Genomic DNA, 24,487 nt, shown 5'->3' with positions numbered 1-24,487 from the left:
CTCAGCTTCAATGTCTTTCAGTATACGTGGATAACTGAAACGTCCATCCTTTAATAAGCGAGCGATGACTAGTGCATCTTTTTTATCGTGCTTTGTCGGTAAGTTATCATCAAGTTCTTTCGAACGTCTTACGTGCATTGGATTCACCATGACAAGTGGGATTCCGTATTGATCTAAGAAATAGGCTAAGTTCATCCAATAGTGGCCTGTAGGCTCAATACCTATTATTACTTCAGTTTTCTTAGCTTCCTTCATCGTTTGAAGAATCTTTTCATACAAGTATTCGAAGCCTTCTTTCGATTGATGTACCGCAAAAGCTTTTTCTATTACTCGCCCGCGTTCATCGACAAAGCATGCGTAATGAATACGCTTGGCAATATCCATACCGACAACGAGAGTATTTTCAGTAACTTGATTAATTTTATTATTCCATTTAAAATGCATAAAGGAGTCCTCCTTATTTGATGATGGGTCAATGGTCGTTGACACTCATGCATCATACTAGAGGGCTCCTTTTCTTTCAAGACCTCGAACATCCTTCAAACAGGAATGCTGCTCCGTTAGTTCAATAAAGAAAAAAGAGCTGCCTACAACTCAATGATCTTCAAGTAAAGCACACCGTTAGTTGAATAGACTATCATTTATATCTTGGATTTATTAAATCTTCATCATATAGTTCTTCCTTAAAAACTTCACCTTTGAAGTATCCTAAGTATGCAATTTCTAATCGTTCAATATAGAGGTGTAATTTATTCTTGGGTACACCTTTTACCTTATACATATCTTTGGGATGAAAATGCCATAGAAGACTTTTCATAATAAACACATACGTTTTACTTAACATCACGGACAATTCTCTATCTAAGTTATCTTGAATTAAAGCTTCATTTGTTAAGTCTACTATACTATTGTAATAATCCCAAAAAGCACTCTTATTAAATTTACATTCTTCGTGTAAAAAATAAATAAAACTACCTCTTTTGCATTCATAGTTACTTTCTAATACTTCTATCGCAATACTCATATTTCACATCCTTAAGCGTTACTAATGTATTTAAAAAACACCTTTTGTTAAACAATCCTGCACCGTTAGTTGAATAAGGAAAAATTAATTTATGTTATGGTATGCTTTTCCCCTGACTTTATATATTTTATTTGGTCTGAGTTAATAGCGGAAGTATCTCTTTAATAAAAGAACCGTTTTTAAACTCCTTAATTCTTATACCAAACCCATTGTCAGACTCATAACCTCTTATATGGTATTTAATTCTTATTGGTGTGTTTTTTTGTAATACAATAGCTGAGAAATCCCACGGAAATACCTTTAATGTTTTTCTAATATCCATAGTTGTAGCTGGACTATGTAATATTGATATTTTATTTTCCTGTTCTTTATACACAACGGCATTATCCAAGATTTTAAAACGATAGTTATTAATAAATAAAGCGGCCACATCTTCTTCATAATATAGTTCTAAAAAAACAAGTTTATTTCCTTTATCTTTACAAAATTTATTGAGAATCTTAGCCTCATCTTCAATGTTTTCGATATAGATGTATGATGAATCATATCTTATGTCCAAATAAAACACTCACTTTTTTCTGTTATTTAACAAAAATATTACCATAATCTTAAGTAATTAACCCGCTCCGTTAGTTGAATAGCAACAATCTTTTCGAAACAGCTAAGAAAAAAGACTACCTATAAAAGTAGTCTTTGAGAATGCATCATTTAGTTAAATCAATAATTTCATGGATGGTTTTTGTTAATTTATCCCGCTTGGGTGATTGTTTTACTTCTCGCATTAGCTTAGCTAATGTAGGGTCATCACTTTCTAAATCTAAAAAACCGAAAAATTCGGCTTCAGTCATTCCCAGACCGTCTATGATTTTTTCTAAAGTGGAAAGAGTAATATTAATTTCGCCTCTTTCGACCCGACCTAAATAGGTATCATCAATATCAGCTTTCTTTGAAAGACCCTCTAATGTCATCTTTTTATGTTTTCGATACACACGAATTTGAGTGGCTATGCGTTTATTTAGCAAGGCGCTCATCCTCTCTACTTCCTATTACTTTATTGTAGAGGGGGAAACTTCTATTAATAAGATGACAAATGTATCTTTTCTATCTATAATATGAGTTATATAGCATTTTTTATATTTTATAGTGAGTTTTATGAACAGAGATGTTCAAACACTACATATGGGGGTCTAAGAAATGGATTTACGCAAAAAGTGGTTGGCAATGTTGGCTGTGATTGCTACTGTATTACTTTTAGGTGCTTGCGGAGGTAAAGAGAGTTCTGATGAAGTACCTATACAAGATGGACCACAAGACGGTTCACCAGATGATTTTATACCGATAAGTGATGGATTTGAAAAGTATCCTGTTTGGTTTGAAGTTAGTGACAATCCAGATAGAAATAGTACTGTTAGAGCAGTGTATGTTTTTGAAGATGATAAAGTAACATCCTATAGTAATATCCCAGACTCAACCCGAGATAAACTAAGACTTGAGAAAATTAATGACCTTTCTGATAATGAAATAATTCAGATAGCAAAAGAAGGTTCTCAGTCTTTATACGAAGGAAAATATACTCTGGATATCACCCTAGATCGATTAGGACAGAATACCGAAAAGTTAAGCGTTATTTTAGAAAAGGATTATACAAATATATGGACTTTTGATAAAGAAAGCTTATATTGGGAAAGCGGTCTCTCAAGCATGGATGAATATATAGCGTCCTTAGAAAAAGAAGGTAAAGAATTTGAGATTAACGGTGATTATATAACCTTTACTTCTGTAGAAAAGGAGCCAAAATCTATATTACCATCTATTAATGGAGGAATCGTTTCACAAAAAATATTCGATAAATCTTATTCAGGATTGAGTATAGACGATAACTACAGTCTGTTAACACGTGTAGATGATTCATTCATTGGTTTTAGATTAGATAACCCAGACACTGATAAGAAAAATGTAACAATTGAAGAAAAATAAAAAGTAGGCACATGCTTTAAATTAAGCGTGTGCCATTTCTTTTACATTGATATAGATGCTTATTTATACCAAAAGAGAAACCTCTCTGCGTTAGCAGAAAGGTTTTATTTAGTTGTCAATTAATACGCGAAGAAAAATAATCTGTCATTCCAATCACTTCTATTTAAATAGAAGTGATTTAATTCATAACTGAGTATTGTTTGTTTGAATCATATTATTAATATATTTGAATAAGTCGTTTTCAGGAAGGCTAACAAAATCGATTGTGTTTTTGATCACCATCTCTTGGAGATAAAGTTCAAATGTATTATGACCTTTCATCGTTTCCATTCCATACCTTTCTACCTCTATCATGTCGTACAACATTTTACTAAATTCATTTGAAGTAATTAAACTATGGATGAACTCATCATCTATTTGTTTTAATCCTTGTTCACTTAAATTGATATTAAATAAATTCTCATTGAAATAATCCATGAATTTCTCATTATTTCTTTCCCACATTTCAGTAAACGCTTTTACGAATTTAGTAAATCCAGAATTTTTAAAATCTATAGCTAAATCACCGAATTGATTGTAGTTATTTATAAAATTTTCTACTAAATTACAGTTCTTTGGAAAATGATTTGGATACATTATTTGATATTGACTTCTCTGAGATAACCCTCCCATAAACAATTGTGCAAAGCTATTATTACCTATTAATAATTTTATAAGTAAATTAGATGGATATTCTAATTCTATATCTGGTTCATTCACAAGGTACTTCATACTTTCAAAGTGGTTTGTATCGGCAAAAAAGGGCTGTTTTATTCTAAACCATTCTATATACTCCACTATTTCTTCATCATCTATTTCTTCTATTGAATTAAAATGGAAGAACAAGTAAACTATTCGGTCTGCTGATTCATTTTTAATAAAATCCTTAGACAGACGTAGAAACTCCTCTAGACTATTTCTTCCTAGCTCCACAGACTTTTCTTTTGCTATTTCCTCCGTATTATTTTTTCTTAGTTCTTTATATACCTCTTCACGGTCTTCTTTTGTAACCCTAGTATCTATAAAAGGATTAATAAATATTTCTTTGTTATTTTCATCTGTACCATACTTTGCTCCATTCATGATAACTGCTAATAAAATTAATTTAACAGTATCTTCTCTTTCTTTATCATTTCCAAATATTAAATTTTTCGGTTCGTATCCTGTTAACTCTGATATTCCAAACATTTGGTCTTCTGTAAGTAAATAAGGATTTTTCTTTTTGTGTATTCTTCCATTCTCAATGCGAGATAACTGAAATCTGTCTATAGAAATATACTTCTCTTGTAATTTACCCACAAAGTTTACTTGATTGAATCCCATTCTTTCTCTAGTCATTTTTACTCTACTACCTACACCTTTATATATATATCTTTTAAAGTTAAGCATATTATCCTCCTAAAGAACGTGGTTGATTTTCACCTTTATTTTCTACCAAAATCATACACCTTTAACAATTATCAATCAATTAGAATAAAGATAGTTAAAAAGAAAGGAGGTTAAACGCCAATGCTAGTTAGAAAAAACCATTTATCATCTATGAAATGGTCATATCCAGATATATACAGTATCGATTATTTCTTAGAAGATTTCAAAAGCGAATTAACTGCAAGCAATGTTGAGGATAATCTTGAATCTCTTAGAGATTATATAGGCGAATTAAGAGAAGATGCTGTTACTCTTACTTTTGGAAATTGCGGATTAAAAGTTCAAGGAATCGATGAAGCAGTTGCAACAATTCGAGGTCTTGAATATGCATTAGAAAATTATATTGAAAAAAATTAAATTAAAAGAAAGAGGTTTTGCACAATGACGATTGCAAACGCATGGGTGTTCACCGAGACTAAATTTAAAGCAGAAGAGTTTTTAAAAAACACGGGAAATATGTACAGATTGGTTTCCCAACGACCATATGTAAGTAAAAAAGATCCAACTGAAAAAGGCGTTACCTTAAGACTATTAATCACCAAAGATGATACTGATTATGGTTCAGATAAAAAAACTGGACTGAAGCGAGATAGTAATACTCTAAATAACTTTGATGTGACGATCTTGAATGGCAAAGAACATATTAATGTTCAAAAAGGCGAATATGTACGATTGATTGATTTTCTTCATGAGAAATCTTTTGTAATAGGTTTTGACATGGTTCTACGATTTAGAGATGTGGAAAAAATCAATGTTCAAACAAAGTAAATTAAGAACACAAAGACAACAAAACGGGGCTTTCATATATAGCATGTGCTTTATGCTTGCTGTGATTGTTTTTTGTGTGAATTTTATCGGCTCCCAACTTAAGTTGGGAGTTGTTTTCACAAAACATGTCAACGTGTTATTTATCGGATTTCTGCTAGTAATATTTTCGATTCAAATAGCTGTATGGCTTATTCGAAATAAGGCTTATAAAGGCTTAAAACACGCTATACACCATTATCTTATCGTACTAAAACTAAGAAAATCGTTCCTAGATGCTAATTACTTCAACAAAAGATTTTACTTCAATACCGAAATAGTAGACCTACCGAAAATTAAATTACAATTTACCGCCAACTTTTCAAAAGCTACGTTGTTCATTGAAAACATAAATATTAACAAAGATATTGGTGATGTAAGTATTTCTTTTGCATTGAATCATTTCATTGTAGATAAAGCCTATTTATCGAATGATGAAAACTACCACATTTTCGAAATATGCGATAGTAGCATTGACCAGCAACTTAAATTTAAGGGTCTTTGCGAATTGAAAAGTCAAACTTCCCAAGTAGATGATTATACTTTGATTATTGATAAGTCTATATCAATTTCGTTATATGGAACTTTACTTGTGGGCATGACAGGGTCAGGCAAAACATATGCACTTTATTCTCTAATTCTTCAAATGCTAGCCAAAAATGTACGATACAATATTTATTTTGCCGACCCTAAAAACTCAAGCCTTGCTGTTCTTGGCGAAAGAATTTCAGCGGAAAATTCCGCTACTAATTTAGAAGATATTATTACGTTATTACAAAGTTTCAATGAAATGATGGAAGTTAGAAAAGCAGAGATTAAAGATAAACTTAACACGAAATTAGAAGCAACATATGCTGATTTTCAATATGAACCCTATATTTTTATATTTGATGAATTCGCCAGTTTTCAAACTGTTTTACAGACGATGGAAAAGAAAAAACGTGATGAAGTAATGAAGCTGTTGTCACAGATTGTTTTACAAGGTAGGCAATTAGGATTTTTCTTATGGATTGTCATGCAAAAATCAGATGCAACCTTACTACCTACTAATTTACGAGAGAATCTGCCTGTAAAGTTCGTGCTTGGTAATGCGGAAAATCAAACTTACACAACTGCATTCGGTACTGGAGTAGAAATACCAGAGAAGAATTTTGCATTAGGTCAAGGTGTTTTTACTTGTCCAATCGTAGCTAACACACCGAAAATTTGTCACTTTAGTTATTTAGATTTTGACATATTAGAAGCTGTGACCCACTTAAAATCGTGAGCGGGGGTTATGTAATAACCCCCGCTCCGAAAAACAAGAAATTCGCAACTAGTGCTGATATATCAATGTTTCATGACTTGAAAGGAGTGATAATTTTGTTAGATGTTCAAGTCGATGAATTTACCCTAGTTCTACAATCAACGAAAAGACCCAGCCAAATAGAAGGTTGGGAAGGCATGGCAATCAACATCATTAATGAATTTGTTAGGCTGTCGAAATTAGAAACCGTATTAGGCAACCTAAAAGAAACGACATATTCATTACCTCAAGGTTATTCAAATGGTTTTGTTTGCGACGATGCACCATATTATTTCGCAATCGCATATCATACTGATTTTATACAGATGGGTATTTGTATAAAATTTTCTGCGTACGCATGGATGGAATATAGAAAGCAATATGAATCATTATTCACTAGTCCAATACAGATACATCAGTTTTTCACGAACATAAACAACAGTTCCTTATATACTTCCAGACTATCGAGAATTGATATTGCAGTTGATTTTATCAATGAAAAAGTGAATGTAAACACGATTTATAATCAGCTCTCTAAAAAAAATCAAATCGTTAAAACTGCTACTGGGAGAAGAAATCATTCTGATTTATCGGCAATAACAAAAAATAATATCACCTCAACTTTTTATCTTGGTTCGAAAGGCAAAAATATAAAGGCTTTATTAAGGGTTTATGATAAGAAGAAAGAACAAGTCGAAACGATGGGTATTCGATGTGAAGAAGCTATTCATTATGATGATTGGGTACGGTTTGAAGCAGTTTATAAGGGTGCTTATGCTCATGACTTATCAGATAAGCTAGAAGACATAAGAAATGATACAGAGTTAAAAGATTTGTTAGTTTCAGCTCTAACTGATCGTTACCAATTTTATTATGACAAATCTAAAAGATTAACGACTTACACTAAAAAAATGCTTAAATTACTTAATCAGAGAAATTTTATGTTTAGTTCCCCTTCGCCACGAATGAACCTGTTAGAACAATCACAAAAGCACATTTTAAATGGGTCTGGATTATTCCCCTACTTATTTAAAATTCGGCGTATTTGGGGAGATGAGGGGCTAAAGAAGTGTTTAGCATTTCTTTACGATGAATTTGAAAACTATGAGCCTAATGACGATGTCTTAGCTTGGTTAAAAAAGTATTCGCCATTATATACAAAACAAGGTTATCCGTTTAAATAAGAAATTCACAAGGAGATGATGTCTTCATGAGCATTGATATGACTTCACAGGGCTACCCATATCTTTTAACTAGGGATCAAGCAGCTCGTTTTCTAGGTCTAGACCCAAAATCATTTGATAAATATATACGACCTCATGAAGGGCTTGCACGCTTCATGATTGGTCGGCATGAACGATACACAATGAAATCTTTAATACATTTTATTGAAGAACACTCGGTTTAATTTATTGACAGTTGATATGATGCTTGGTTCGGAATACAATACAGTTGTATTCAACTAGCATCTATCGACTATTTTTTGAAGGGAATTGATAGCATGGCTAGTATTATAAAAAGAGGAAAATCATATCGAGCGCAAGTTTCTTTATACAAACAAGGAAAACATAAAAAACTTTCTAAAACCTTTCCAACAAAAAAGGAAGCAGAACTTTGGACTTTAGAAATGGAATTAGCGAAAGGAGAAGGTAAGGATCTTGCACACAGAGCAACAACCTTTGCGGACTTCTTCGAGAATTGGATTTATCTTGTGAAAGTAAATGACGTGAAAGAAACGACTTTTCAAAATTATGTTCGTACTTTAGGGGTTATTCGAAACTTATTTCAGGACATTCAATTAAAAGATTTAAATGATATTGTTGTTCAAAAGAAAATTGATGAGTATGCAAAAACACATTCTCGAAAAACAACACATGAAGTATTATTAAAAATCAAAACTGCTTTACGTGATGCCTATGCTCGAGGTTATATTGCTAATGACTTCGCACGATTAGTAAAAACGCGTGGAGAAAACCCACCTAAGCGAAACAGGGCATTATCTATCACTGACTTTAAAAAGCTCCGTAATTACGTTTTAAAGCATCCAGAAGATGAGTTTAACTTACTTGTATTACTTGCCTTAGAAACGGGTATGCGACGTGGAGAGCTATTAGCAATACGACCAGAAAGCCTTTTTGAATACGGAATAGAAGTTAGACATTCAATCAGTCCTACTTCTGACGATACTTCATTAAAAACACAAAATGCAAAACGTGATGTTTCTATTAACAGAGAAGTATATGAGCTTATCCGTAACATTCCCGTTAAAGAGAATGGTTATATTTTTGGCTTTGGTGGGTTTAAACAATCAGAACTATTAGCCGAATTATTAACGGAATTAAACATTAAAAAAACAACATTCCACGGCTTAAGAGATACGCACGCATCATTTTTATTTTCACAAGATATAGATATTGCATATGTATCAAAACGGTTAGGTCATATCAATATTCAAACAACGCAAAATTATTATCTGGAATTAATGCCAGAAAAAAAGCACCAGCAAGATGCTGATGCTTTAAACCTGTTAAGTTCTTTATGAGGTTCAAGCTGATTTGAACCAACTTGAACCAAAAAACCTTTGTAAACGTTGATACAATAAAGAATTGATTAACGTTTTGAGAACTGAGGTGCACGACGAGCGCCGCGTAGACCTGGTTTTTTACGTTCTTTCATGCGTGAATCACGAGTAAGTAATCCAGCAGATTTTAATGCAGCACGGAAATCTGGGTCTACTTGAAGTAGAGCACGAGCGATACCGTGACGTACTGCACCAGCTTGACCAGTGTATCCACCACCGTTAACGTTTACGTGGATATCGTAGCTTCCTGTAGTTTCAGTTGCTACTAATGGTTGCTTAATTACTTCACGTAATGCAGCGAATGGTACGTATTCTTCGATTTCACGTTTGTTGATAACAATTTTACCTGTACCTGGTACTAAACGTACGCGAGCTACAGAGCTTTTACGGCGACCAGTGCCGATGTATTGAACTTGTGCCAAAGTAATATCCTCCTCTTAATTTATATTATCCGCGAAGCTCGTATGCTTCTGGTTTTTGTGCAGCATGTGGATGCTCTGTTCCAGTGTAAACGTTAAGTTTAGTGAACATTTTGCGACCTAAAGAGTTTTTAGGAAGCATACCTTTAACTGCTAATTCGATCATTCTTGTTGGGTACTTATCTAGCATTTCACCAGCAGTACGAGTTTTTAAACCACCCGCAAATTGAGTGTGGTGACGGTAAAGTTTACCCTCTAATTTGTTACCAGTTAAATGGATTTTGTCAGCGTTGATGATGATTACGTGATCACCTGTGTCAACGTTTGGTGTGAATGTTGGTTTATGTTTACCACGTAAGATAGCAGCTACTTCAGAAGCTAAACGTCCAAGAGTTTGGCCTTCTGCATCAACTACTAGCCATTTACGGTCTACTTCGTGACCTTTAGCCATGAATGTTGTACGCATGTATATATCCTCCTAATCGATTCGATTACCGTTATTTTTCATTAAACTACACTATAAGTTTTCGGGGCTTATTTGTGGTGGTAATGAAAATACCATCTGTTATCATATAATGAATGACTTTTAAAGTCAAGCAATTTCAATAAACACCTGGCGAAGTTGTTCAGATTCATTGATTGGTTAAATTAGGGCTTTTATGAGCCTTCATTTTTAAAATAATAATGTTATTTCGTGTCAAAAATTTTATACCATTATAATGGCTAATCACCAAAACGAGTGGTTGATTTCCGTTCCGACTGGGCGCTTTGTAGCTGTCGTTTCACTTTCGCTACAGAAAACATTTGCCGCTGACGCTTCGCTTTCGCGCAGAGCAAAGCTTCCTGGGGGCGTCCGATGAGCCGCTTTTGGTGCTGCCGCTACGTTAACACTACGCTTTCGCACAGAAGACATCCGCTACGCTGCAGGATCTCATCTGTAACGCTGATCCCCGAGGAGTCGCCCAGTCTCCACTCCAATCAACTTATCCTCATGATATACGTTAAACAAATCGACAGCCCAACTTTGGATAAGCCATTTTAATAGAAGACTTTCTCAAGATACAGACCTTGCGGAGGTGCAGTCTTACCCGCCTTATCGCGATTCATAGTTTGAACGACTAACGCCACGTTCTCAATATCACGACGTCCTATACCAACTTCCCAAAGTGTTCCTGCAATGATGCGTACCATATTATATAAGAAGCCATTTCCTTCAATCACCATATGAAGCTCTTCACCATACCATTCAAATTGTAGTGTAGTCACTGTACGGACCTTATCTTTGACACTTGTATTGGCTGCACAAAAGCATGAAAAGTCATGTGTACCAATAATAGCCTTTGCTGCCTCCTGCATTGCCTCAACATTTGGTTTCACACCATTTGTCTCTACAGTGTATTGTCTGCGGAATGGACTTTGTACAGGCTCACATGACCATATATATCGGTACCGCTTTCCTGTTACACTGTAGCGCGCATGAAAATCAGCAGCTACTTCTTCCATCGACATTACTCTAATATCTCTTGGCAGTTGAACATTTAATGCCTTCATGTATTTATCTACTGGAATCGCTAGTGGTGAATCAAAATGCAATGTTTGGCCTGTTGCATGTACCCTTGCATCTGTACGTCCACTAGCTGTTACCTTTATCTTTTCCCCTTTATGCATAATGGCTAGAACACGCTCAACCTCAGCCTGTACTGTGCGCTCTCCAGGCTGTACTTGATACCCAGAAAATTGCGTTCCATCATAACTTATAATTGCTTTTAATCGTCGCATAAAGCTTACTCCTTTTAACTTCTATAGAAGAATAGTAAAACGGCCATTGCTACTAATAACACAAGTGAAAATGTATCACTCATATCCCATTTTAGCTTGCGATACCTCGTACGCCCTTCGCCTCCACGGTAACCTCTTACTTCCATAGCTGTTGCTAAATCTTCGGCTCGTTTAAAAGCACTGACAAAGAGAGGTACCAGTAATGGCACAACCGCTTTAATGCGATCTTTTATTGGCCCAGAAGATAAATCCGAACCACGTGCCATTTGTGCTTTCATAATTTTATCTGTTTCATCCATTAACGTTGGAATAAAGCGCAATGAAATAGACATCATCAAAGCCAATTCATGCACTGGCACTTTCACCGCTTTTAATGGATTTAACAGTACTTCAATACCATCCGTAATGGAAATCGGTGATGTTGTAAGCGTTAAAATAGATGTCATAAACACTAAAACTAGGAAACGTATCGAAATAAAGATTCCTTGTCGAATACCTTCTTCGTAAATAGTAATAAACTTCCACTCAAATACTAAAGCACCTTCTTTCGTCATAAATATATGAATTAAGAAGGTAAATGCCATTAAAAAAATTACTGGCTTTAGACCATTAATTAAAAAATATAAACGAATATTTGATATGAGCACAATGAGTAGAGTAAAGGCTAATAACAAGGCATATGTCACTGTGTTGTTTGCTAAAAAAACAATAATAATGAATGCAAACACAAATATAAGCTTTGATCGCGGATCGAGCTTATGAACTGGAGAATTTCCGGGAAGGAAGCGACCAAATATCATTTTCTCCATCATGACTGTTCACGCTCCTCTCTTAGTACCCGAGCAATTTCAGCTGCTAGCTCTTCTTCGGTTAAGCAGATCTTTGAGAAGGATTTGTTTATCATTGTTTCAATTTTTTGTTGAAAGCGTACGATACGAGGTGGTTCTAAGCGGAAATTTTTTAATGTCACTACATCTTTAAAAATTTCTTGTGGTGTGCCACTTAGTACATTTTTCCCTTCATGCATAATGACAATATTGTCTGCATAACGAGCTGCGTCCTCCATACTGTGCGTTACAAGAATCGTCGTTAGACCGCGTTCCTTGTGTAGCTTATAAAACATATCCATAATCTCTTTCTGACCGCGTGGATCAAGCCCTGCAGTTGGTTCATCTAAAACAATAACTTCAGGCTCCATCGCTAAAACGCCAGCAATTGCTACCCTACGCATTTGTCCGCCTGATAAATCAAAAGGTGATTTTTCAAGTACGTTCGCTGGTAAGCCGACTAAGCCTATAAGTTCTTTTGCTCGTGCTGCTGCCTCTTGCTCTGATACACCAAAATTCATAGGGCCAAACATAATATCTTTTAATACGGTTTCTTCAAACAGCTGATGCTCCGGGAATTGAAACACAATACCAACCTTTTGACGTACAGCCTTTAAATCCTTCGCCTTTTTCCCAGCTACAACAATGCGATCTCCTATATGTACTTCCCCAGAGGTTGGTCTTAGAAGTGCATTGAAATGCTGAAGAATTGTCGATTTACCGGAACCTGTATGTCCGATAATTGCCTGATACGTATGTGAAGGAATTTCAACATCTACATCGAATAATGCACGTTTTTCAAAAGGTGTACCCTGTGAATAGGCATAGCTTACTTGTTGAAGTTTGATGTCCATAAATCATTCACCAACTCTTCTTCTGTCATATGTTGTCCCATTAATGGAACACCTTCCTTTTGTAATAACTTTGATAACTTCATGGCAAATGGTAAGTCTAGTCCAAACTCAACTAGCTTATCCCCAAGTGCAAAAATTTCACCAGGTGTACCCTCAGCAAATTTCTTTCCATCATTCATAAAGAGAACACGATCCGCAAGCATGGCTTCCTCTAAATCATGGGTAATAGATATTACCGTTAACCCTGTTTCAGCACGTAAAGTTTGAACAGTGTGTAATACCTCAGCACGCCCCTGTGGATCTAACATAGAAGTAGCTTCATCTAATATAAGAAGCTTAGGTTTCATCGCAAGTGCACCTGCAATAGCAACACGCTGCTTTTGACCACCTGATAAGTGATGTGGCTCATGATCTAAAAAATCGCTCATTTTTACTTGCTCAAGTGCCGCATGTACACGTTCTACCATCTCTTCAAACGGTACTCCGTTATTTTCAAGAGCAAAAGCAACATCATCCTGCACTGTCGCTCCAACAAATTGATTGTCTGGATTTTGGAAAACCATGCCTATCTGTGAACGGCTTTCCCACAGGTTTTTTTCACTTAATGGTTCTCGTAATATACGTACATCGCCCTGCTGTGGGTATAACAAACCATTCATAAGCTTTGCAATGGTGGATTTACCAGAACCGTTATGGCCAACAATGGCAATCCATTCCCCTTCTTGAACTGCAAAGCTTACATTTTCAACAGCATTGCGACTTTCTTTTTCTTCTGGTGTATATGAAAATGTCACATTATTTAATGATAAAATTTCTGGCATTTCTAGAACTCCTCTCTACATGCTCAGCTCTACTAACTAACTTACACTTTTTTATGTATGAATTCTACTACAATCATTATGTCAATAAAAGAAAAGTGCTAAAATCACTTTTCGTTTTATTTTTTAAAACTAATAGGACTAAATATAATTTATAGAATACATTAAATATTGCTGTGACCCACCTCAAACATTACCGTAACTGCATTCTATAAATCAGCCTATAAAAAAAAGCACCACTAAATTGGCGCTATCATACTTCCCTAAAAAATAAAAAAGCGCGCACCTCATTCGATAGAAATGCGCTAGTCGTTACATTTTCAAGAAACACGGGTGCTCAAGCCCTTGTTCCCTCTGAATGAGGTGCGGAGAGCTAAACGAGACGCCACACAACAGTGTTCGCTCATCATAACGCTCAGCTTAATTATTTGTCGTATAAATCGTTTATAAAGAAAGAGGGTGGTGATTCCACCCTCTTCACCACTTGTCTTCTCTTATGATTAAACTAATTCAATCACAACAACAGGTGCACCGTCACCACGACGAGGACCTACTTTAAGAATACGAGTGTAACCACCTTGACGTTCTGCATAACGTGGTGCAACATCATCAAATAACTTTTGCAGTGCAAATGAAGTTGTTTCGTTACCTTCAGCATCAGTAGTTGTTACTAGTTCACGACGGATGAATGCAGCAGCTTGACGGCGTGCATGTAAATCACCGCGTTTACCTAAAGTAATCATTTTTTCAACAGCTTTACGTACTTCTTTAGCGCGAGCCTCAGTAGTTTCGATACGCTCGTTGATGATTAAATCAGTAGCTAAGTCACGTAACATCGCTTTACGTTGAGAACTTGTACGACCAAGTTTTCTGTAACCCATGGACGTTTCCCTCCTTTATAAAAAATTATCTGATCTTGTAAGTTTTGTTTAAATCGCTTAGTCTTCTTTGCGTAACCCTAAACCAAGCTCTTCTAACTTCGCTTTTACCTCTTCAAGTGACTTACGTCCAAGGTTACGAACTTTCATCATATCGTCTTCTGACTTATTCGCAAGTTCTAGTACTGTATTAATACCAGCGCGTTTTAAGCAGTTATAAGAACGAACAGAAAGATCAAGTTCTTCGATAGTCATCTCTAAAACTTTTTCTTTTTGATCTTCTTCTTTTTCGACCATGATTTCAGCAGTTTGTGCCTCATCTGTCATGCCAACGAAGATGTTTAGATGCTCGGTTAAAATTTTTGCTCCGAGCGAAATCGCCTCTTTCGGACCGATGCTACCATCTGTCCACACATCAAGAGAAAGTTTATCGTAGTCAGAAGACTGACCTACACGAGTATTTTCCACTTGGAAATTGACGCGTGATACTGGAGTGTAAATAGAGTCGATCGGGATCACGCCGATAGGAAGATCCTCACGTTTGTTTTGATCAGCAGGAGTGTAACCACGGCCGCGTTGAGCGTACATACGCATACGTAAATGACCGTTTTTAGCGATTGTTGCAATATATAGATCCGGGTTTAAAATTTCTACATCACTGTCATGTGTAATGTCAGCAGCTGTAACTGTACCATCGCCTTTTACATCAATCTCAATAACTTTTTCTTCGTCAGAGTAGATTTTAAGAGCTAGTTTTTTCACGTTCAAAATAATTGAAGCTACATCCTCTACAACGCCTTCTACAGTTGAGAATTCGTGAAGAACACCGTCAATTTGAATTGAAGTGACAGCAGCTCCTGGTAATGAAGACAGAAGGATACGACGTAAAGAATTACCCAAAGTGTTTCCATATCCGCGTTCAAGCGGTTCTACAACAAACTTTCCATATTTGGAATCTTCGCTGATCTCCACCGTTTCAATCTTTGGTTTTTCAATTTCGATCATTTTATTTACCCTCCTTCAAAACATCGAATGTATAGGTTCTTTCCATCATAGATTCGATCGTCATTGACGTATCGTTTATTATCTGCACAAGACAGTCTGTACAAAAAATGATGTTCTCATACAATATGAGACGCACCCATTACACGCGACGACGTTTTGGCGGACGGCAACCATTATGAGGAACTGGAGTAACGTCTTTAATAGCAGTTACATCTAAACCAGCAGCTTGAAGTGCACGAATTGCAGCTTCACGACCTGCACCAGGACCTTTAACAGTTACTTCCAACGTTTTCAGACCATGTTCAAGGGATGCTTTAGCAGCAGTTTCTGCAGCCATTTGAGCAGCGAATGGTGTAGATTTACGTGAACCACGGAAACCAAGAGCACCAGCACTTGACCAAGATACAGCGTTACCTTGCATATCTGTAATCGTTACGATTGTATTGTTAAATGTAGAACGAATGTGTGCGATACCAGATTCGATATTCTTTTTCACACGACGTTTACGAGTTTGTTGTTTACGAGCCATGTTAAGAAGGAACCTCCTTTACTTATTATTTTTTCTTGTTCGCTACAGTTTTACGAGGACCTTTACGCGTACGCGCATTGTTCTTCGTATTTTGACCACGAACAGGTAAACCACGACGGTGACGGATACCACGGAATGAACCGATTTCCATCAGACGTTTGATATTTAATGAAGTTTCGCGACGTAAGTCACCTTCAAGTTTGTATGTGTCTAATTGTTCACGGATTTTGTTTAACTCATCTTCAGTTAAGTCGCGTACGCGTGTATCTTCTGAAATACCTGCGTCAGCTAATACTTTCTGAGCTGTAGTTTTACCAATACCGTAAATGTAAGTTAATGAAATTACCACGCGTTTGTCGCGAGGAATGTCAACACCAGCAATACGTGCCATGTACGTTGTGCACCTCCTTTAAAATTATCCTTGTTTTTGTTTGTGTTTAGGATTTTCACAAATTACCATTACTTTACCGCGTCGGCGAATTACTTTACATTTTTCGCAGATCGGTTTTACAGATGGTCTCACTTTCATCTAACCTAACCTCCTTAGTAGTCCGGAGCGCAAAAGATTATTTAAAACGGTATGTGATACGACCGCGAGTTAAATCATAAGGAGATAACTCGATAGTAACCTTATCTCCAGGTAGAATGCGGATAAAGTGCATACGAATCTTACCAGAAACGTGTGCTAGAATCACATGTCCATTTTCTAATTCTACCTTAAACATCGCGTTTGGCAAAGTCTCAACAACTGTCCCTTCGACTTCAATTACATCATCTTTCGCCATCTACTCTGTCTCCTCTCTATATGCAAATTAAAGTTCTCATCGTTACATCAAACGGATATCTGCTGCAACTATAGAAGCAACCTCGTTTCAACATATGTTTGGATTGTATGAGAGATGTTTGAAAGACGCTCGTCTGGTTTCGCTTCACACAATCCACGGAATATACAGAACCGTTAAGGGCACTGAACCTTCCATGTTTACACGAATACCGGAATGTCTTTGATGAGATATTCATACCCGTTACACAGATGCTTCCACGAAACCCATTATACTCTTTCAAAAGTAATGTTGCACTTTTTAAAAGAAATATATACCGGGCACAATATGCTTTTGCAACTCTCAAAAAATTATGTTTCGTTGTTGCTCCCGCATGCCTCCCGCGGAAGCAGTATTCTGCGCCCGGAGCCGGGTATCAGCTGCGGCTGCCCTGTAATAGAGCATCAAGATCAGCAAACACTTTATTAATATCTTGCTGTCCATCAATATTTGTTAACACACCTTTTACTTCATAGTAGTCAAGTAAAGGTTGTGCTTGTTTCATATTTACTTCCAGACGGTTTGCAACCGTTTCAGGATTATCATCCGCACGTGTATAAAGCTCGCCACCATCTTTATCACATGTTCCTTCCTCAGCTGGAGGATTGAAAACAAGATGATAAGATGTACCGCAAGTTTTACAAATACGACGACCTGACAGACGAGCAACTAACTCATCTTTTTCAACTTGGATGTTAATTGTATGTTCAATAGCTTTACCAAGATCAGCAAGAATGCTGTCTAAAGCTTCAGCTTGAGGAACAGTACGTGGGAATCCATCTAATAAGAAGCCCTTTTCACAATCATGTTTAGCAAGTCGTTCACGAACAATACCAATCGTTACTTCATCAGGTACTAGAGCACCTTGATCAATAAACGATTTAGCTTGCAAGCCTAGTTCTGTACCATCTTTCATAGCAGCACGGAACATATCGCCTGTAGAAATATGAGGAATCGCGTACTTCTCAACGATTTTATCTGCTTGAGTACCTTTACCAGCACCTGGCAGACCCATTAAAACGATATTCATACGGAAATATTCCTCCCACAAAAGGTTTGCTGATTTCAGGAAACGATGAAACGTTCCCTAAAAACCAACATTATTTCATAAAGCCTTTGTAGTGACGTTTAACAAGTTGAGATTCTAGCTGTTTCATCGTTTCCAGCGCTACGCCGACTACGATAATAATACTAGTACCACCGATCTGCACTGTGGCAGGTAGTTTCATAATGTTCATGAGTATAATCGGCATTACCGAAATAACAGTTAAGAAAATCGCACCAACAAATGTCAGACGATATAACACGCTTGTTAAATACGTTTGCGTACTTTCACCCGGACGAATACCCGGAATGTAAGCACCTTGCTTTTTCAAGTTATCTGCCACATTTTCTGGATTCACTTGTACGAATGCATAGAAATATGTGAACGCGACGATCAATGCAATGTAAACAACCATCCCAACAGGTTTAGAATAATCAAACGTGTTTTCAATGAATGTTGTTACAGCACCTTCGCCAAAGAACGGAACTAACACACGTGGTGTTGTCAAAAACGCTGATGCAAAGATTACCGGAATAACCCCTGCAGCATTTACTTTTAACGGTAAATGTGTTTGTTGACTAGCTGTTTGTTGGTTGCGTCCAGTAACTCGTTTAGCATATTGAATTGGAATTTTACGTAGTGCTTGTTGCACGTAGATAACTCCAACAACAACTGCAAGCATAACTAAAACAAGCAATCCAAGAATTACTAGATTGATAAATAATTTATCACCAGCACCCTCGATTTGCTGTGCATAGATTTGGTTAATGGCATTCGGTAATGCCGCAGTGATACCTGCGAAAATTACAATAGAAATACCATTCCCAACGCCATGTGCAGTAATTTGTTCAGCAAGCCATACAAGGAATGCTGTACCTGCTGTTAATACAATAGAAATTGTAACATATGTTAAAATTCCTTCTTCTTTAATCAAAGATCCGCCATACATTCTATTAAAGCCAAATGACATTGCGAATGATTGGATAAACGCAAGAACAATTGTAAAGTAACGAGTAAATTGAGCAAGTTTACGTCTTCCGACTTCACCTTGCTTTGCCCACTCAGCAAATTTCGGCACTACGTCCATTTGCAATAACTGAACAATAATTGAAGCAGTGATGTAAGGCATAATTCCCATCGCGAAGATAGAGAAGTTTTTCAAAGCACCACCGCCAAAAGTATTTAGGAAACCAACGAGATTGAACTCATCAGTTGCCTTTAATACATTAGCGTCAACGTTTGGTACTGGTACAAACGTACCGATACGGAAAACGATTAACATTAAAAGAGTGAAAATGATTTTATTTCGTATATCTCGAACACGCATAAAGTTAGAGATCGTCTGAAACATTAAATCACCTCAGTAGTTCCGCCGGCATTCTCGATTGCTTCTTTAGCTGAAGCAGAGAATTTATGAGCTTTTACTGTAAGCTTTTTATCAAGAGTTCCGTTTCCAAGAACTTTAATTCCAGCTTTTTCATTGCTCACAAGACCAGTTTCAAGTAATAATGCAGCTGTTACCTCTGCACCGTCTTCGAAACGGTTTAATGTGTCAAGGTTAACGATAGCGTATTCTTTACGGTTGATGTTCGTAAAGCCACGTTTTGGTAAACGACGGAATAATGGGTTTTGACCGCCTTCAAAGCCTGGGCGAACACCGCCACCAGAACGAGCGTTTTGACCTTTATGACCTTTACCTGCTGTCTTACCGTTACCAGAACCGATACCACGACCAACGCGGTTGCGTTGCTTACGAGAACCTTCTGCTGGTTTTAACTCATGCAGTTTCATAGTGGGTGGCACCTCCTTGTTCAATAATTGGAAATTAAATTTCTTTTACAGTAACTAAGTGAGCTACTTTATCAAGCATACCGCGAGTAGCTGCATTATCAGCTTTCTCAACAGTTTGGTGTAATTTGCGTAAACCTAGAGCTTCGATTGTTTTACGTTGCGCAGGTTTAGTACCAATCACAGATTTTGTAAGGGTGATTTCTAATTTGTTAGCCATTATCTTTCCCCCCTTATCCTAATATTTCTTCCACTGATTTACCACGTAATTTAGCTACGTCCTCTACGCGTTTTAATTCAGTTAAACCTTGAACAGTTGCACGCACCATATTGATTGGTGTGTTAGTTCCAAGTGATTTTGAAAGAATATCAGTAATACCAGCTAGTTCTAGTACGGCACGTACTGGACCACCAGCGATAACTCCTGTACCAGGAGCAGCAGGTTTAATTAGAATTTCTCCTGCACCAAAGCGACCTTGCACTAAGTGTGGAGTTGTTCCACCTACGCGTGGCACTTCGATTAAGTTTTTCTTCGCATCTTCAACAGCTTTACGGATAGCATCTGGCACCTCTTGAGCTTTACCAGTACCGAAACCAACGTGACCGTTTTTATCGCCAACTACAACTAACGCTGTGAAGCGGAAGCGACGTCCACCTTTAACAACTTTAGCAACACGGTTAATAGTAACTACGCGTTCTTCAAGTTCTCCAAGTTTGTTTGCGTCAATTCGACTCATGAAATGTGTCCCTCCTTTTTATTAAAATTCTAAACCGTTCTCACGTGCAGCTTCAGCTAAAGCTTTAACACGTCCATGATATAAGTAACCACCACGGTCAAATACTACAGCAGTAATATTTTTTTCCGTAGCGCGTTTTGCGATTGTTTCACCGACTTTAGTTGCAGCATCAACATTGCTACCAGCACCTTCAAAACCATTTTCTTGAGAAGATGCGCTAACGATTGTTACGCCTGCTACGTCATCGATTAGTTGAGCGTAGATGTTCTTGTTAGAACGGAATACGTTTAAGCGTGGACGCTCAGCAGTACCCGAAATTTTAGAACGTACGCGTGCATGACGTTTTTTACGAACCTGATTTTTATCTTGTTTCGTAATCACAAGGGTCACTCCTTTCTAATGCTTAGGCAGCATTATTTACCTGTTTTACCTTCTTTACGACGAACGTATTCGCCTTCATAACGGATACCTTTACCTTTGTAAGGCTCTGGTGGACGCACGTCACGGATGTTAGATGCAAGAGCACCAACACGTTCTTTGCTGATACCTTTAACGATGATTTTAGTGTTTGAAGGAACTTCAACTTCTAGACCATCTTCCGGTGTGAACTCAACTGGATGTGAATAACCTACGTTAAGAACAAGTTTTTTACCTTGTAATTGCGCACGGTAACCGACACCGATAAGTTCTAATGATTTTTCGAAACCTACAGAAACACCAGTAACCATGTTCGCTAATAGCGCACGTGTTGTACCGTGGTTTGTGCGGTGTTCTTTTGAATCAGAAGGACGAGATACAGTGATTACGTTACCTTCTTGCTCAATTTTCATATCTTGGTGGAAAGAACGAACAAGTTCGCCTTTAGGACCTTTAACGGTAACTGAGTTGTCAGCTGCAACAGTAACAGTTACGTTAGCTGGTACCTCGATAATTTTTTTACCTACACGAGACATTTAGTTGCACCTCCATTCATTTATTGCTAATTACCAAACGTATGCTAGAACTTCGCCGCCAACTTGTTTAGCGCGAGCTTCTTTATCTGTTAATAAACCTTGTGAAGTTGACACTAAAGCGATACCAAGACCGTTCAGTACTTTAGGAACTTCATTTGTTTTTGCGTATACTCGTAGACCAGGTTTAGAAATACGTTTTAAACCAGTGATAACGCGCTCGTTATCTTTACCGTATTTTAAGAAGATACGGATAATACCTTGTTTGTTGTCTTCCACGTATTCTACGTCACGTACGAAACCTTCACGCTTTAAAATTTCAGCGATTTCTTTTTTCACGTTGGAAGCTGGTACTTCTAACTTCTCGTGACGAACCATGTTCGCATTACGAATGCGAGTAAGCATATCTGCAATCGGATCAGTCATTGTCATTACATTTACCTCCTTCCCAAATTAGGGGATTACCAGCTGGCTTTTTTCACGCCAGGAATTTGTCCCTTATATGCAAGTTCTCGGAAACAAATACGGCAAAGTTTGAATTTGCGATATACAGAGTGTGGACGGCCACAGCGTTCACAACGTGTATATTCTTGCACTTTAAACTTTTGCTTACGTTGTTGTTTAACGATCATAGATTTTTTAGCCACGTTTTCGCCCTCCTTGTTTAATTACTTTTGGAACGGCATACCGAATTGTGTCAATAACTCGCGAGCTTCTTCATCAGAATTCGCTGTCGTTACGATCACGATGTCCATACCGCGTACTTTTGAAACTTTATCGTAATCGATTTCTGGGAAAATTAATTGCTCTTTAACACCTAAAGTGTAGTTACCGCGACCATCGAATGCTTTTTTAGAAACACCACGGAAGTCACGTACACGAGGTAGTGAAATTGAGATTAATTTGTCCAAGAATTCATACATACGCTCACCGCGTAATGTAACTTTAGCACCGATAGGCATACCTTCACGTAGACGGAAACCTGCGATCGATTTTTTCGCTTTAGTTACGACTGGTTTTTGACCAGTGATGATTGTTAATTCTTCTACAGCTGCATCTAATGCTTTTGAGTTTTGAACTGCGTCACCAACACCCATGTTGATAACGATTTTCTCAACTTTCGGCAATTGCATAACTGATTTATATCCAAACTTGCTCATAAGAGCAGGAGAAACTTCATTTAAATATTTTTCTTTTAGGCGGCTCATTTGTGTACCTCCCTTCTTTTTATAGAAATTAGTCGATTACTGCACCTGATTTTTTTGCAACACGAACTTTTTTACCGTTTTCGATTTTATAACCTACACGAGTCGGCTCGCCAGATTTAGGATCGATTAGCATTACGTTCGAAACGTGAATTGCAGCCTCTTGGCTTACAATTCCACCTTGTGGATTCAATTGGTTAGGTTTTACGTGTTTTTTCACGATGTTCACACCTTCAACAAGAACGCGATCTTGTTTAGGGTAAGCAGCAAGAATAACGCCTTCTTTGCCTTTATCCTTACCAGTGATTACCTTAACCTTGTCACCTTTTTTTACATGCATGCTGTCGCACCTCCTTGATTGGCACTGTCATGAAATTAAAGAACTTCTGGAGCTAGAGAAACGATTTTCATGAAGTTGCTGTCACGTAATTCACGTGCAACAGGTCCGAAAATACGAGTTCCGCGTGGTGATTTATCATCACGAATAATTACACAAGCATTTTCATCAAATTTGATGTACGTACCATCTTTACGACGTACGCCTGATTTAGTACGAACGATAACAGCTTTAACAACGTCACCCTTCTTAACAACGCCACCTGGTGTTGCTTTCTTAACTGTACAAACAACGATATCACCGATGTTAGCAGTTTTACGGCCAGAGCCACCAAGGACTTTAATTGTAAGAACTTCACGTGCACCTGAGTTGTCAGCAACTTTCATACGACTTTCTTGTTGGATCACTTAGGTTACCTCCCTTCGGAAATTGGTTGTTCCGAAATAGTTATTAAATAATAACCGCTTTTTCTACAACTTCAACTAGACGGAAACGTTTAGTAGCTGATAGCGGGCGAGTTTCCATGATACGTACGATATCACCGATTTTCGCTGTGTTTAACTCATCATGAGCCTTAAACTTTTTAGAGTATTTTACACGTTTACCATAAAGCTTGTGCTTTTTGTGAGTTTCAACTAAAACAGAAATTGTTTTGTCCATTTTATCTGAAACAACGCGGCCCGTGTAAACTTTGCGTTGATTACGCTCAGTCATACTTGAAAACCTCCTTTATCAGTTATTTGCACTGATTTCTCTTTCACGAATAACAGTTTTCATACGCGCGATTGCTTTACGCACTTCACGAATACGAGCTGTGTTTTCTAATTGACCAGTCGCCAATTGGAAGCGAAGGTTGAAAAGCTCTTCTTTCAGTGATTTCACTTTTAACTCTAATTCAGAAGTGGCAAGGTCACGGATTTCATTAGCTTTCATTAGATTCACCACCAGTTTCTTGACGTTTTACGATCTTACATTTAACAGGAAGCTTATGTGATGCTAAACGAAGTGCTTCACGTGCAACCTCTTCAGATACACCAGCGATTTCGAACATTACTTTTCCTGGTTTTACTACTGCAACCCAACCTTCAGGAGAACCTTTACCAGAACCCATGCGGACTTCTAGAGGTTTTTTAGTGTAAGGTTTGTGTGGGAAGATTTTAATCCAAACTTTACCGCCACGTTTCATGTAACGAGTCATCGCGATACGTGCAGATTCGATTTGACGGTTAGTAATCCAGCTAGCTGTTTGAGCTTGTAAGCCCCATTCGCCGAAAGATACTTCTTTGCCGCCTTTCGCTTCGCCACGCATGTTTCCGCGGTGTTCACGACGGTATTTTACGCGTTTAGGCAATAACAT

40 protein-coding genes and 1 pseudogene are annotated in these 24,487 nt (G+C 37.2%); 7 read left to right on the top strand and 34 right to left on the bottom strand.

Annotation, left to right across the window (positions count from 1 at the left end; genetic code table 11):
* The 4 genes from PVA17_RS01625 to PVA17_RS01610 all read right to left on the bottom strand — a co-directional run.
* Positions 1-444, bottom strand: a 444-nt coding sequence (locus PVA17_RS01625) for an IS110 family transposase (RefSeq protein WP_274066693.1), incomplete at its 3' end; no start/stop codon positions are given.
* A 193-nt stretch (positions 445-637) separates the two neighbouring features.
* On the bottom strand, positions 638-1,024 hold the full coding sequence (locus PVA17_RS01620; RefSeq protein WP_274066692.1) for an Imm41 family immunity protein: 387 nt from the start codon (positions 1,022-1,024) through the stop codon (positions 638-640).
* 127 nt (positions 1,025-1,151) lie between these two features.
* Entirely contained in the window at positions 1,152-1,583 is a 432-nt protein-coding gene (locus PVA17_RS01615; RefSeq protein WP_274066691.1) for a hypothetical protein, read from the bottom strand.
* A 145-nt stretch (positions 1,584-1,728) separates the two neighbouring features.
* Complete coding sequence (locus tag PVA17_RS01610; protein ID WP_274066690.1) at positions 1,729-2,055, bottom strand: helix-turn-helix domain-containing protein; 327 nt, start codon at positions 2,053-2,055, stop codon at positions 1,729-1,731.
* Positions 2,056-2,218: 163 nt separating this feature from the next.
* Here PVA17_RS01610 and PVA17_RS01605 point away from each other — a divergent pair, with 163 nt between their 5' ends.
* On the top strand, positions 2,219-3,001 hold the full coding sequence (locus PVA17_RS01605; RefSeq protein ID WP_274066689.1) for a hypothetical protein: 783 nt from the start codon (positions 2,219-2,221) through the stop codon (positions 2,999-3,001).
* Positions 3,002-3,184: 183 nt separating this feature from the next.
* Here PVA17_RS01605 and PVA17_RS01600 read toward each other — a convergent pair whose 3' ends face one another.
* Positions 3,185-4,429 carry a hypothetical protein gene (locus tag PVA17_RS01600; RefSeq protein ID WP_274066688.1) on the bottom strand — a complete coding sequence of 415 codons (1,245 nt, stop codon included), beginning with the start codon at positions 4,427-4,429 and terminating at the stop codon, positions 3,185-3,187.
* Positions 4,430-4,549: 120 nt separating this feature from the next.
* Between PVA17_RS01600 and PVA17_RS01595 the strand changes: the two genes are divergently transcribed.
* The 6 genes from PVA17_RS01595 to PVA17_RS01570 all read left to right on the top strand — a co-directional run bounded on the left by PVA17_RS01595 (position 4,550) and on the right by PVA17_RS01570 (position 9,099).
* A complete protein-coding gene (locus tag PVA17_RS01595) occupies positions 4,550-4,825 on the top strand; it encodes a hypothetical protein (protein WP_274066687.1) in 276 nt (91 codons plus the stop codon).
* Positions 4,826-4,849: 24 nt separating this feature from the next.
* Positions 4,850-5,236, top strand: a complete 387-nt coding sequence (locus PVA17_RS01590) for a hypothetical protein (RefSeq protein WP_274066686.1) — start codon at positions 4,850-4,852, stop codon at positions 5,234-5,236.
* Positions 5,220-6,539 carry an FtsK/SpoIIIE domain-containing protein gene (locus PVA17_RS01585; RefSeq protein ID WP_274066685.1) on the top strand — a complete coding sequence of 440 codons (1,320 nt, stop codon included), beginning with the start codon at positions 5,220-5,222 and terminating at the stop codon, positions 6,537-6,539. The genes PVA17_RS01590 and PVA17_RS01585 overlap by 17 nt, the downstream gene beginning before the upstream one ends.
* A 95-nt stretch (positions 6,540-6,634) precedes the next feature.
* Positions 6,635-7,741 carry a replication initiation factor domain-containing protein gene (locus tag PVA17_RS01580; protein ID WP_274066684.1) on the top strand — a complete coding sequence of 369 codons (1,107 nt, stop codon included), beginning with the start codon at positions 6,635-6,637 and terminating at the stop codon, positions 7,739-7,741.
* A 26-nt stretch (positions 7,742-7,767) separates the two neighbouring features.
* Entirely contained in the window at positions 7,768-7,965 is a 198-nt protein-coding gene (locus tag PVA17_RS01575; RefSeq protein ID WP_274066683.1) for a helix-turn-helix domain-containing protein, read from the top strand.
* A gap of 93 nt (positions 7,966-8,058) precedes the next feature.
* Positions 8,059-9,099: a tyrosine-type recombinase/integrase gene (locus PVA17_RS01570; RefSeq protein WP_274066682.1), complete on the top strand. Its 1,041-nt coding sequence runs from the start codon at positions 8,059-8,061 to the stop codon at positions 9,097-9,099.
* Positions 9,100-9,167: 68 nt separating this feature from the next.
* Here PVA17_RS01570 and rpsI read toward each other — a convergent pair whose 3' ends face one another.
* From rpsI to rplP, 29 genes and pseudogenes are all read right to left on the bottom strand, one after another.
* The gene (gene rpsI / locus PVA17_RS01565; RefSeq protein ID WP_004233744.1) at positions 9,168-9,560 is read right to left on the bottom strand and encodes a 30S ribosomal protein S9; all 393 of its coding nucleotides are present in this window, start codon (positions 9,558-9,560) and stop codon (positions 9,168-9,170) included.
* 25 nt (positions 9,561-9,585) lie between these two features.
* Positions 9,586-10,023: a 50S ribosomal protein L13 gene (gene rplM / locus PVA17_RS01560; RefSeq protein ID WP_004233742.1), complete on the bottom strand. Its 438-nt coding sequence runs from the start codon at positions 10,021-10,023 to the stop codon at positions 9,586-9,588.
* A gap of 261 nt (positions 10,024-10,284) precedes the next feature.
* The gene (locus tag PVA17_RS01555) at positions 10,285-10,461 is read right to left on the bottom strand and encodes a hypothetical protein (RefSeq protein WP_274066681.1); all 177 of its coding nucleotides are present in this window, start codon (positions 10,459-10,461) and stop codon (positions 10,285-10,287) included.
* 134 nt (positions 10,462-10,595) lie between these two features.
* Positions 10,596-11,336 (bottom strand): tRNA pseudouridine(38-40) synthase TruA, encoded by a 741-nt coding sequence (gene truA, locus PVA17_RS01550; RefSeq protein ID WP_274066680.1) that lies wholly within the window; start codon positions 11,334-11,336, stop codon positions 10,596-10,598.
* 14 nt (positions 11,337-11,350) lie between these two features.
* Positions 11,351-12,148, bottom strand: a complete 798-nt coding sequence (locus PVA17_RS01545; RefSeq protein WP_248717482.1) for an energy-coupling factor transporter transmembrane component T family protein — start codon at positions 12,146-12,148, stop codon at positions 11,351-11,353.
* The gene (locus PVA17_RS01540; RefSeq protein WP_274066679.1) at positions 12,145-13,017 is read right to left on the bottom strand and encodes an energy-coupling factor ABC transporter ATP-binding protein; all 873 of its coding nucleotides are present in this window, start codon (positions 13,015-13,017) and stop codon (positions 12,145-12,147) included. The genes PVA17_RS01545 and PVA17_RS01540 overlap by 4 nt, the downstream gene beginning before the upstream one ends.
* Positions 12,993-13,838 carry an energy-coupling factor ABC transporter ATP-binding protein gene (locus PVA17_RS01535; protein WP_132362707.1) on the bottom strand — a complete coding sequence of 282 codons (846 nt, stop codon included), beginning with the start codon at positions 13,836-13,838 and terminating at the stop codon, positions 12,993-12,995. The genes PVA17_RS01540 and PVA17_RS01535 overlap by 25 nt, the downstream gene beginning before the upstream one ends.
* 497 nt (positions 13,839-14,335) lie before the next feature.
* Entirely contained in the window at positions 14,336-14,716 is a 381-nt protein-coding gene (gene rplQ / locus PVA17_RS01530) for a 50S ribosomal protein L17 (protein ID WP_012296051.1), read from the bottom strand.
* A gap of 57 nt (positions 14,717-14,773) precedes the next feature.
* Entirely contained in the window at positions 14,774-15,718 is a 945-nt protein-coding gene (locus PVA17_RS01525) for a DNA-directed RNA polymerase subunit alpha (protein ID WP_004233733.1), read from the bottom strand.
* Positions 15,719-15,857: 139 nt separating this feature from the next.
* Positions 15,858-16,247, bottom strand: a complete 390-nt coding sequence (gene rpsK / locus PVA17_RS01520) for a 30S ribosomal protein S11 (protein WP_053482801.1) — start codon at positions 16,245-16,247, stop codon at positions 15,858-15,860.
* Positions 16,248-16,272: 25 nt separating this feature from the next.
* Positions 16,273-16,638, bottom strand: a complete 366-nt coding sequence (rpsM, locus tag PVA17_RS01515) for a 30S ribosomal protein S13 (RefSeq protein WP_053482802.1) — start codon at positions 16,636-16,638, stop codon at positions 16,273-16,275.
* Positions 16,639-16,662: 24 nt separating this feature from the next.
* Positions 16,663-16,776: a 50S ribosomal protein L36 gene (gene rpmJ / locus PVA17_RS01510; RefSeq protein ID WP_000868344.1), complete on the bottom strand. Its 114-nt coding sequence runs from the start codon at positions 16,774-16,776 to the stop codon at positions 16,663-16,665.
* Positions 16,777-16,813: 37 nt separating this feature from the next.
* Positions 16,814-17,032 (bottom strand): translation initiation factor IF-1, encoded by a 219-nt coding sequence (gene infA, locus PVA17_RS01505; RefSeq protein WP_004233690.1) that lies wholly within the window; start codon positions 17,030-17,032, stop codon positions 16,814-16,816.
* Positions 17,033-17,118: 86 nt separating this feature from the next.
* Positions 17,119-17,196 (bottom strand): annotated as a pseudogene (locus PVA17_RS01500) (type I methionyl aminopeptidase); the annotation flags it as partial.
* A 248-nt stretch (positions 17,197-17,444) separates the two neighbouring features.
* A complete protein-coding gene (locus tag PVA17_RS01495; protein ID WP_132362705.1) occupies positions 17,445-18,098 on the bottom strand; it encodes an adenylate kinase in 654 nt (217 codons plus the stop codon).
* A 70-nt stretch (positions 18,099-18,168) separates the two neighbouring features.
* Positions 18,169-19,464: a preprotein translocase subunit SecY gene (gene secY, locus PVA17_RS01490; RefSeq protein WP_132362703.1), complete on the bottom strand. Its 1,296-nt coding sequence runs from the start codon at positions 19,462-19,464 to the stop codon at positions 18,169-18,171.
* Positions 19,464-19,904, bottom strand: coding sequence for a 50S ribosomal protein L15 (gene rplO, locus PVA17_RS01485; RefSeq protein ID WP_132362701.1), 441 nt, complete (start codon positions 19,902-19,904; stop codon positions 19,464-19,466). The genes secY and rplO overlap by 1 nt, the downstream gene beginning before the upstream one ends.
* Positions 19,905-19,938: 34 nt before the next feature.
* Positions 19,939-20,121, bottom strand: a complete 183-nt coding sequence (rpmD, locus tag PVA17_RS01480) for a 50S ribosomal protein L30 (protein WP_054771429.1) — start codon at positions 20,119-20,121, stop codon at positions 19,939-19,941.
* Positions 20,122-20,134: 13 nt separating this feature from the next.
* The gene (rpsE, locus tag PVA17_RS01475; protein WP_049662867.1) at positions 20,135-20,638 is read right to left on the bottom strand and encodes a 30S ribosomal protein S5; all 504 of its coding nucleotides are present in this window, start codon (positions 20,636-20,638) and stop codon (positions 20,135-20,137) included.
* A gap of 21 nt (positions 20,639-20,659) precedes the next feature.
* Entirely contained in the window at positions 20,660-21,019 is a 360-nt protein-coding gene (rplR, locus tag PVA17_RS01470) for a 50S ribosomal protein L18 (RefSeq protein ID WP_132362699.1), read from the bottom strand.
* A gap of 32 nt (positions 21,020-21,051) precedes the next feature.
* Entirely contained in the window at positions 21,052-21,591 is a 540-nt protein-coding gene (gene rplF / locus PVA17_RS01465; protein WP_100542760.1) for a 50S ribosomal protein L6, read from the bottom strand.
* A gap of 30 nt (positions 21,592-21,621) precedes the next feature.
* Positions 21,622-22,020 carry a 30S ribosomal protein S8 gene (rpsH, locus tag PVA17_RS01460; RefSeq protein ID WP_008181717.1) on the bottom strand — a complete coding sequence of 133 codons (399 nt, stop codon included), beginning with the start codon at positions 22,018-22,020 and terminating at the stop codon, positions 21,622-21,624.
* A 29-nt stretch (positions 22,021-22,049) separates the two neighbouring features.
* Positions 22,050-22,235 carry a type Z 30S ribosomal protein S14 gene (locus PVA17_RS01455; protein WP_004233656.1) on the bottom strand — a complete coding sequence of 62 codons (186 nt, stop codon included), beginning with the start codon at positions 22,233-22,235 and terminating at the stop codon, positions 22,050-22,052.
* Between the two features lie 21 nt (positions 22,236-22,256).
* Positions 22,257-22,796 (bottom strand): 50S ribosomal protein L5, encoded by a 540-nt coding sequence (gene rplE / locus PVA17_RS01450; RefSeq protein WP_004233654.1) that lies wholly within the window; start codon positions 22,794-22,796, stop codon positions 22,257-22,259.
* A 28-nt stretch (positions 22,797-22,824) separates the two neighbouring features.
* Entirely contained in the window at positions 22,825-23,133 is a 309-nt protein-coding gene (rplX, locus tag PVA17_RS01445) for a 50S ribosomal protein L24 (RefSeq protein ID WP_053482809.1), read from the bottom strand.
* Between the two features lie 35 nt (positions 23,134-23,168).
* The gene (gene rplN / locus PVA17_RS01440) at positions 23,169-23,537 is read right to left on the bottom strand and encodes a 50S ribosomal protein L14 (RefSeq protein WP_004233650.1); all 369 of its coding nucleotides are present in this window, start codon (positions 23,535-23,537) and stop codon (positions 23,169-23,171) included.
* Between the two features lie 43 nt (positions 23,538-23,580).
* Positions 23,581-23,844: a 30S ribosomal protein S17 gene (gene rpsQ, locus PVA17_RS01435; protein WP_053482810.1), complete on the bottom strand. Its 264-nt coding sequence runs from the start codon at positions 23,842-23,844 to the stop codon at positions 23,581-23,583.
* An 18-nt stretch (positions 23,845-23,862) separates the two neighbouring features.
* The gene (gene rpmC / locus PVA17_RS01430) at positions 23,863-24,063 is read right to left on the bottom strand and encodes a 50S ribosomal protein L29 (RefSeq protein WP_049662852.1); all 201 of its coding nucleotides are present in this window, start codon (positions 24,061-24,063) and stop codon (positions 23,863-23,865) included.
* Positions 24,053-24,487 (bottom strand): 50S ribosomal protein L16, encoded by a 435-nt coding sequence (gene rplP / locus PVA17_RS01425; protein WP_054767906.1) that lies wholly within the window; start codon positions 24,485-24,487, stop codon positions 24,053-24,055. The genes rpmC and rplP overlap by 11 nt, the downstream gene beginning before the upstream one ends.

This window comes from Lysinibacillus sp. CNPSo 3705, assembly GCF_028674935.1.
Classification (GTDB): domain Bacteria; phylum Bacillota; class Bacilli; order Bacillales_A; family Planococcaceae; genus Lysinibacillus.
This window is presented reverse-complemented; position numbering and strand designations above follow the sequence as displayed.

What these genes read in the sequence shown, in the direction of transcription:
- PVA17_RS01495 (WP_132362705.1), bottom strand. Translation starts at nt 18,098, where the DNA reads ATGAATATCGTTTTAATGGGTCTGCCAGGTGCTGGTAAAGGTACTCAA.
- rpsK (WP_053482801.1), bottom strand. Translation starts at nt 16,247, where the DNA reads ATGGCTCGTAAACAACAAACTCGTAAACGTCGTGTGAAAAAGAATATC.
- truA (WP_274066680.1), bottom strand. Translation starts at nt 11,336, where the DNA reads ATGCGACGATTAAAAGCAATTATAAGTTATGATGGAACGCAATTTTCT.
- rplE (WP_004233654.1), bottom strand. Translation starts at nt 22,796, where the DNA reads ATGAGCCGCCTAAAAGAAAAATATTTAAATGAAGTTTCTCCTGCTCTT.
- rpsH (WP_008181717.1), bottom strand. Translation starts at nt 22,020, where the DNA reads ATGACAATGACTGATCCGATTGCAGATATGCTTACTCGCATTCGTAAT.
- rpmC (WP_049662852.1), bottom strand. Translation starts at nt 24,063, where the DNA reads ATGAAAGCTAATGAAATCCGTGACCTTGCCACTTCTGAATTAGAGTTA.
- PVA17_RS01585 (WP_274066685.1), top strand. Translation starts at nt 5,220, where the DNA reads ATGTTCAAACAAAGTAAATTAAGAACACAAAGACAACAAAACGGGGCT.
- PVA17_RS01600 (WP_274066688.1), bottom strand. Translation starts at nt 4,429, where the DNA reads ATGCTTAACTTTAAAAGATATATATATAAAGGTGTAGGTAGTAGAGTA.
- PVA17_RS01575 (WP_274066683.1), top strand. Translation starts at nt 7,768, where the DNA reads ATGAGCATTGATATGACTTCACAGGGCTACCCATATCTTTTAACTAGG.
- PVA17_RS01590 (WP_274066686.1), top strand. Translation starts at nt 4,850, where the DNA reads ATGACGATTGCAAACGCATGGGTGTTCACCGAGACTAAATTTAAAGCA.
- rpsE (WP_049662867.1), bottom strand. Translation starts at nt 20,638, where the DNA reads ATGAGTCGAATTGACGCAAACAAACTTGGAGAACTTGAAGAACGCGTA.
- PVA17_RS01525 (WP_004233733.1), bottom strand. Translation starts at nt 15,718, where the DNA reads ATGATCGAAATTGAAAAACCAAAGATTGAAACGGTGGAGATCAGCGAA.
- PVA17_RS01595 (WP_274066687.1), top strand. Translation starts at nt 4,550, where the DNA reads ATGCTAGTTAGAAAAAACCATTTATCATCTATGAAATGGTCATATCCA.
- PVA17_RS01610 (WP_274066690.1), bottom strand. Translation starts at nt 2,055, where the DNA reads ATGAGCGCCTTGCTAAATAAACGCATAGCCACTCAAATTCGTGTGTAT.
- infA (WP_004233690.1), bottom strand. Translation starts at nt 17,032, where the DNA reads ATGGCGAAAGATGATGTAATTGAAGTCGAAGGGACAGTTGTTGAGACT.
- secY (WP_132362703.1), bottom strand. Translation starts at nt 19,464, where the DNA reads ATGTTTCAGACGATCTCTAACTTTATGCGTGTTCGAGATATACGAAAT.
- rpsQ (WP_053482810.1), bottom strand. Translation starts at nt 23,844, where the DNA reads ATGACTGAGCGTAATCAACGCAAAGTTTACACGGGCCGCGTTGTTTCA.
- PVA17_RS01605 (WP_274066689.1), top strand. Translation starts at nt 2,219, where the DNA reads ATGGATTTACGCAAAAAGTGGTTGGCAATGTTGGCTGTGATTGCTACT.
- rplP (WP_054767906.1), bottom strand. Translation starts at nt 24,487, where the DNA reads ATGTTATTGCCTAAACGCGTAAAATACCGTCGTGAACACCGCGGAAAC.
- rplQ (WP_012296051.1), bottom strand. Translation starts at nt 14,716, where the DNA reads ATGGGTTACAGAAAACTTGGTCGTACAAGTTCTCAACGTAAAGCGATG.
- rpmJ (WP_000868344.1), bottom strand. Translation starts at nt 16,776, where the DNA reads ATGAAAGTGAGACCATCTGTAAAACCGATCTGCGAAAAATGTAAAGTA.
- PVA17_RS01570 (WP_274066682.1), top strand. Translation starts at nt 8,059, where the DNA reads ATGGCTAGTATTATAAAAAGAGGAAAATCATATCGAGCGCAAGTTTCT.
- rpsM (WP_053482802.1), bottom strand. Translation starts at nt 16,638, where the DNA reads ATGGCACGTATTGCTGGTGTTGACATTCCTCGCGACAAACGCGTGGTA.
- PVA17_RS01620 (WP_274066692.1), bottom strand. Translation starts at nt 1,024, where the DNA reads ATGAGTATTGCGATAGAAGTATTAGAAAGTAACTATGAATGCAAAAGA.
- rplF (WP_100542760.1), bottom strand. Translation starts at nt 21,591, where the DNA reads ATGTCTCGTGTAGGTAAAAAAATTATCGAGGTACCAGCTAACGTAACT.
- PVA17_RS01535 (WP_132362707.1), bottom strand. Translation starts at nt 13,838, where the DNA reads ATGCCAGAAATTTTATCATTAAATAATGTGACATTTTCATATACACCA.
- PVA17_RS01540 (WP_274066679.1), bottom strand. Translation starts at nt 13,017, where the DNA reads ATGGACATCAAACTTCAACAAGTAAGCTATGCCTATTCACAGGGTACA.
- PVA17_RS01545 (WP_248717482.1), bottom strand. Translation starts at nt 12,148, where the DNA reads ATGATGGAGAAAATGATATTTGGTCGCTTCCTTCCCGGAAATTCTCCA.
- rpmD (WP_054771429.1), bottom strand. Translation starts at nt 20,121, where the DNA reads ATGGCTAACAAATTAGAAATCACCCTTACAAAATCTGTGATTGGTACT.
- rplX (WP_053482809.1), bottom strand. Translation starts at nt 23,133, where the DNA reads ATGCATGTAAAAAAAGGTGACAAGGTTAAGGTAATCACTGGTAAGGAT.
- rplM (WP_004233742.1), bottom strand. Translation starts at nt 10,023, where the DNA reads ATGCGTACAACATTCATGGCTAAAGGTCACGAAGTAGACCGTAAATGG.
- rplO (WP_132362701.1), bottom strand. Translation starts at nt 19,904, where the DNA reads ATGAAACTGCATGAGTTAAAACCAGCAGAAGGTTCTCGTAAGCAACGC.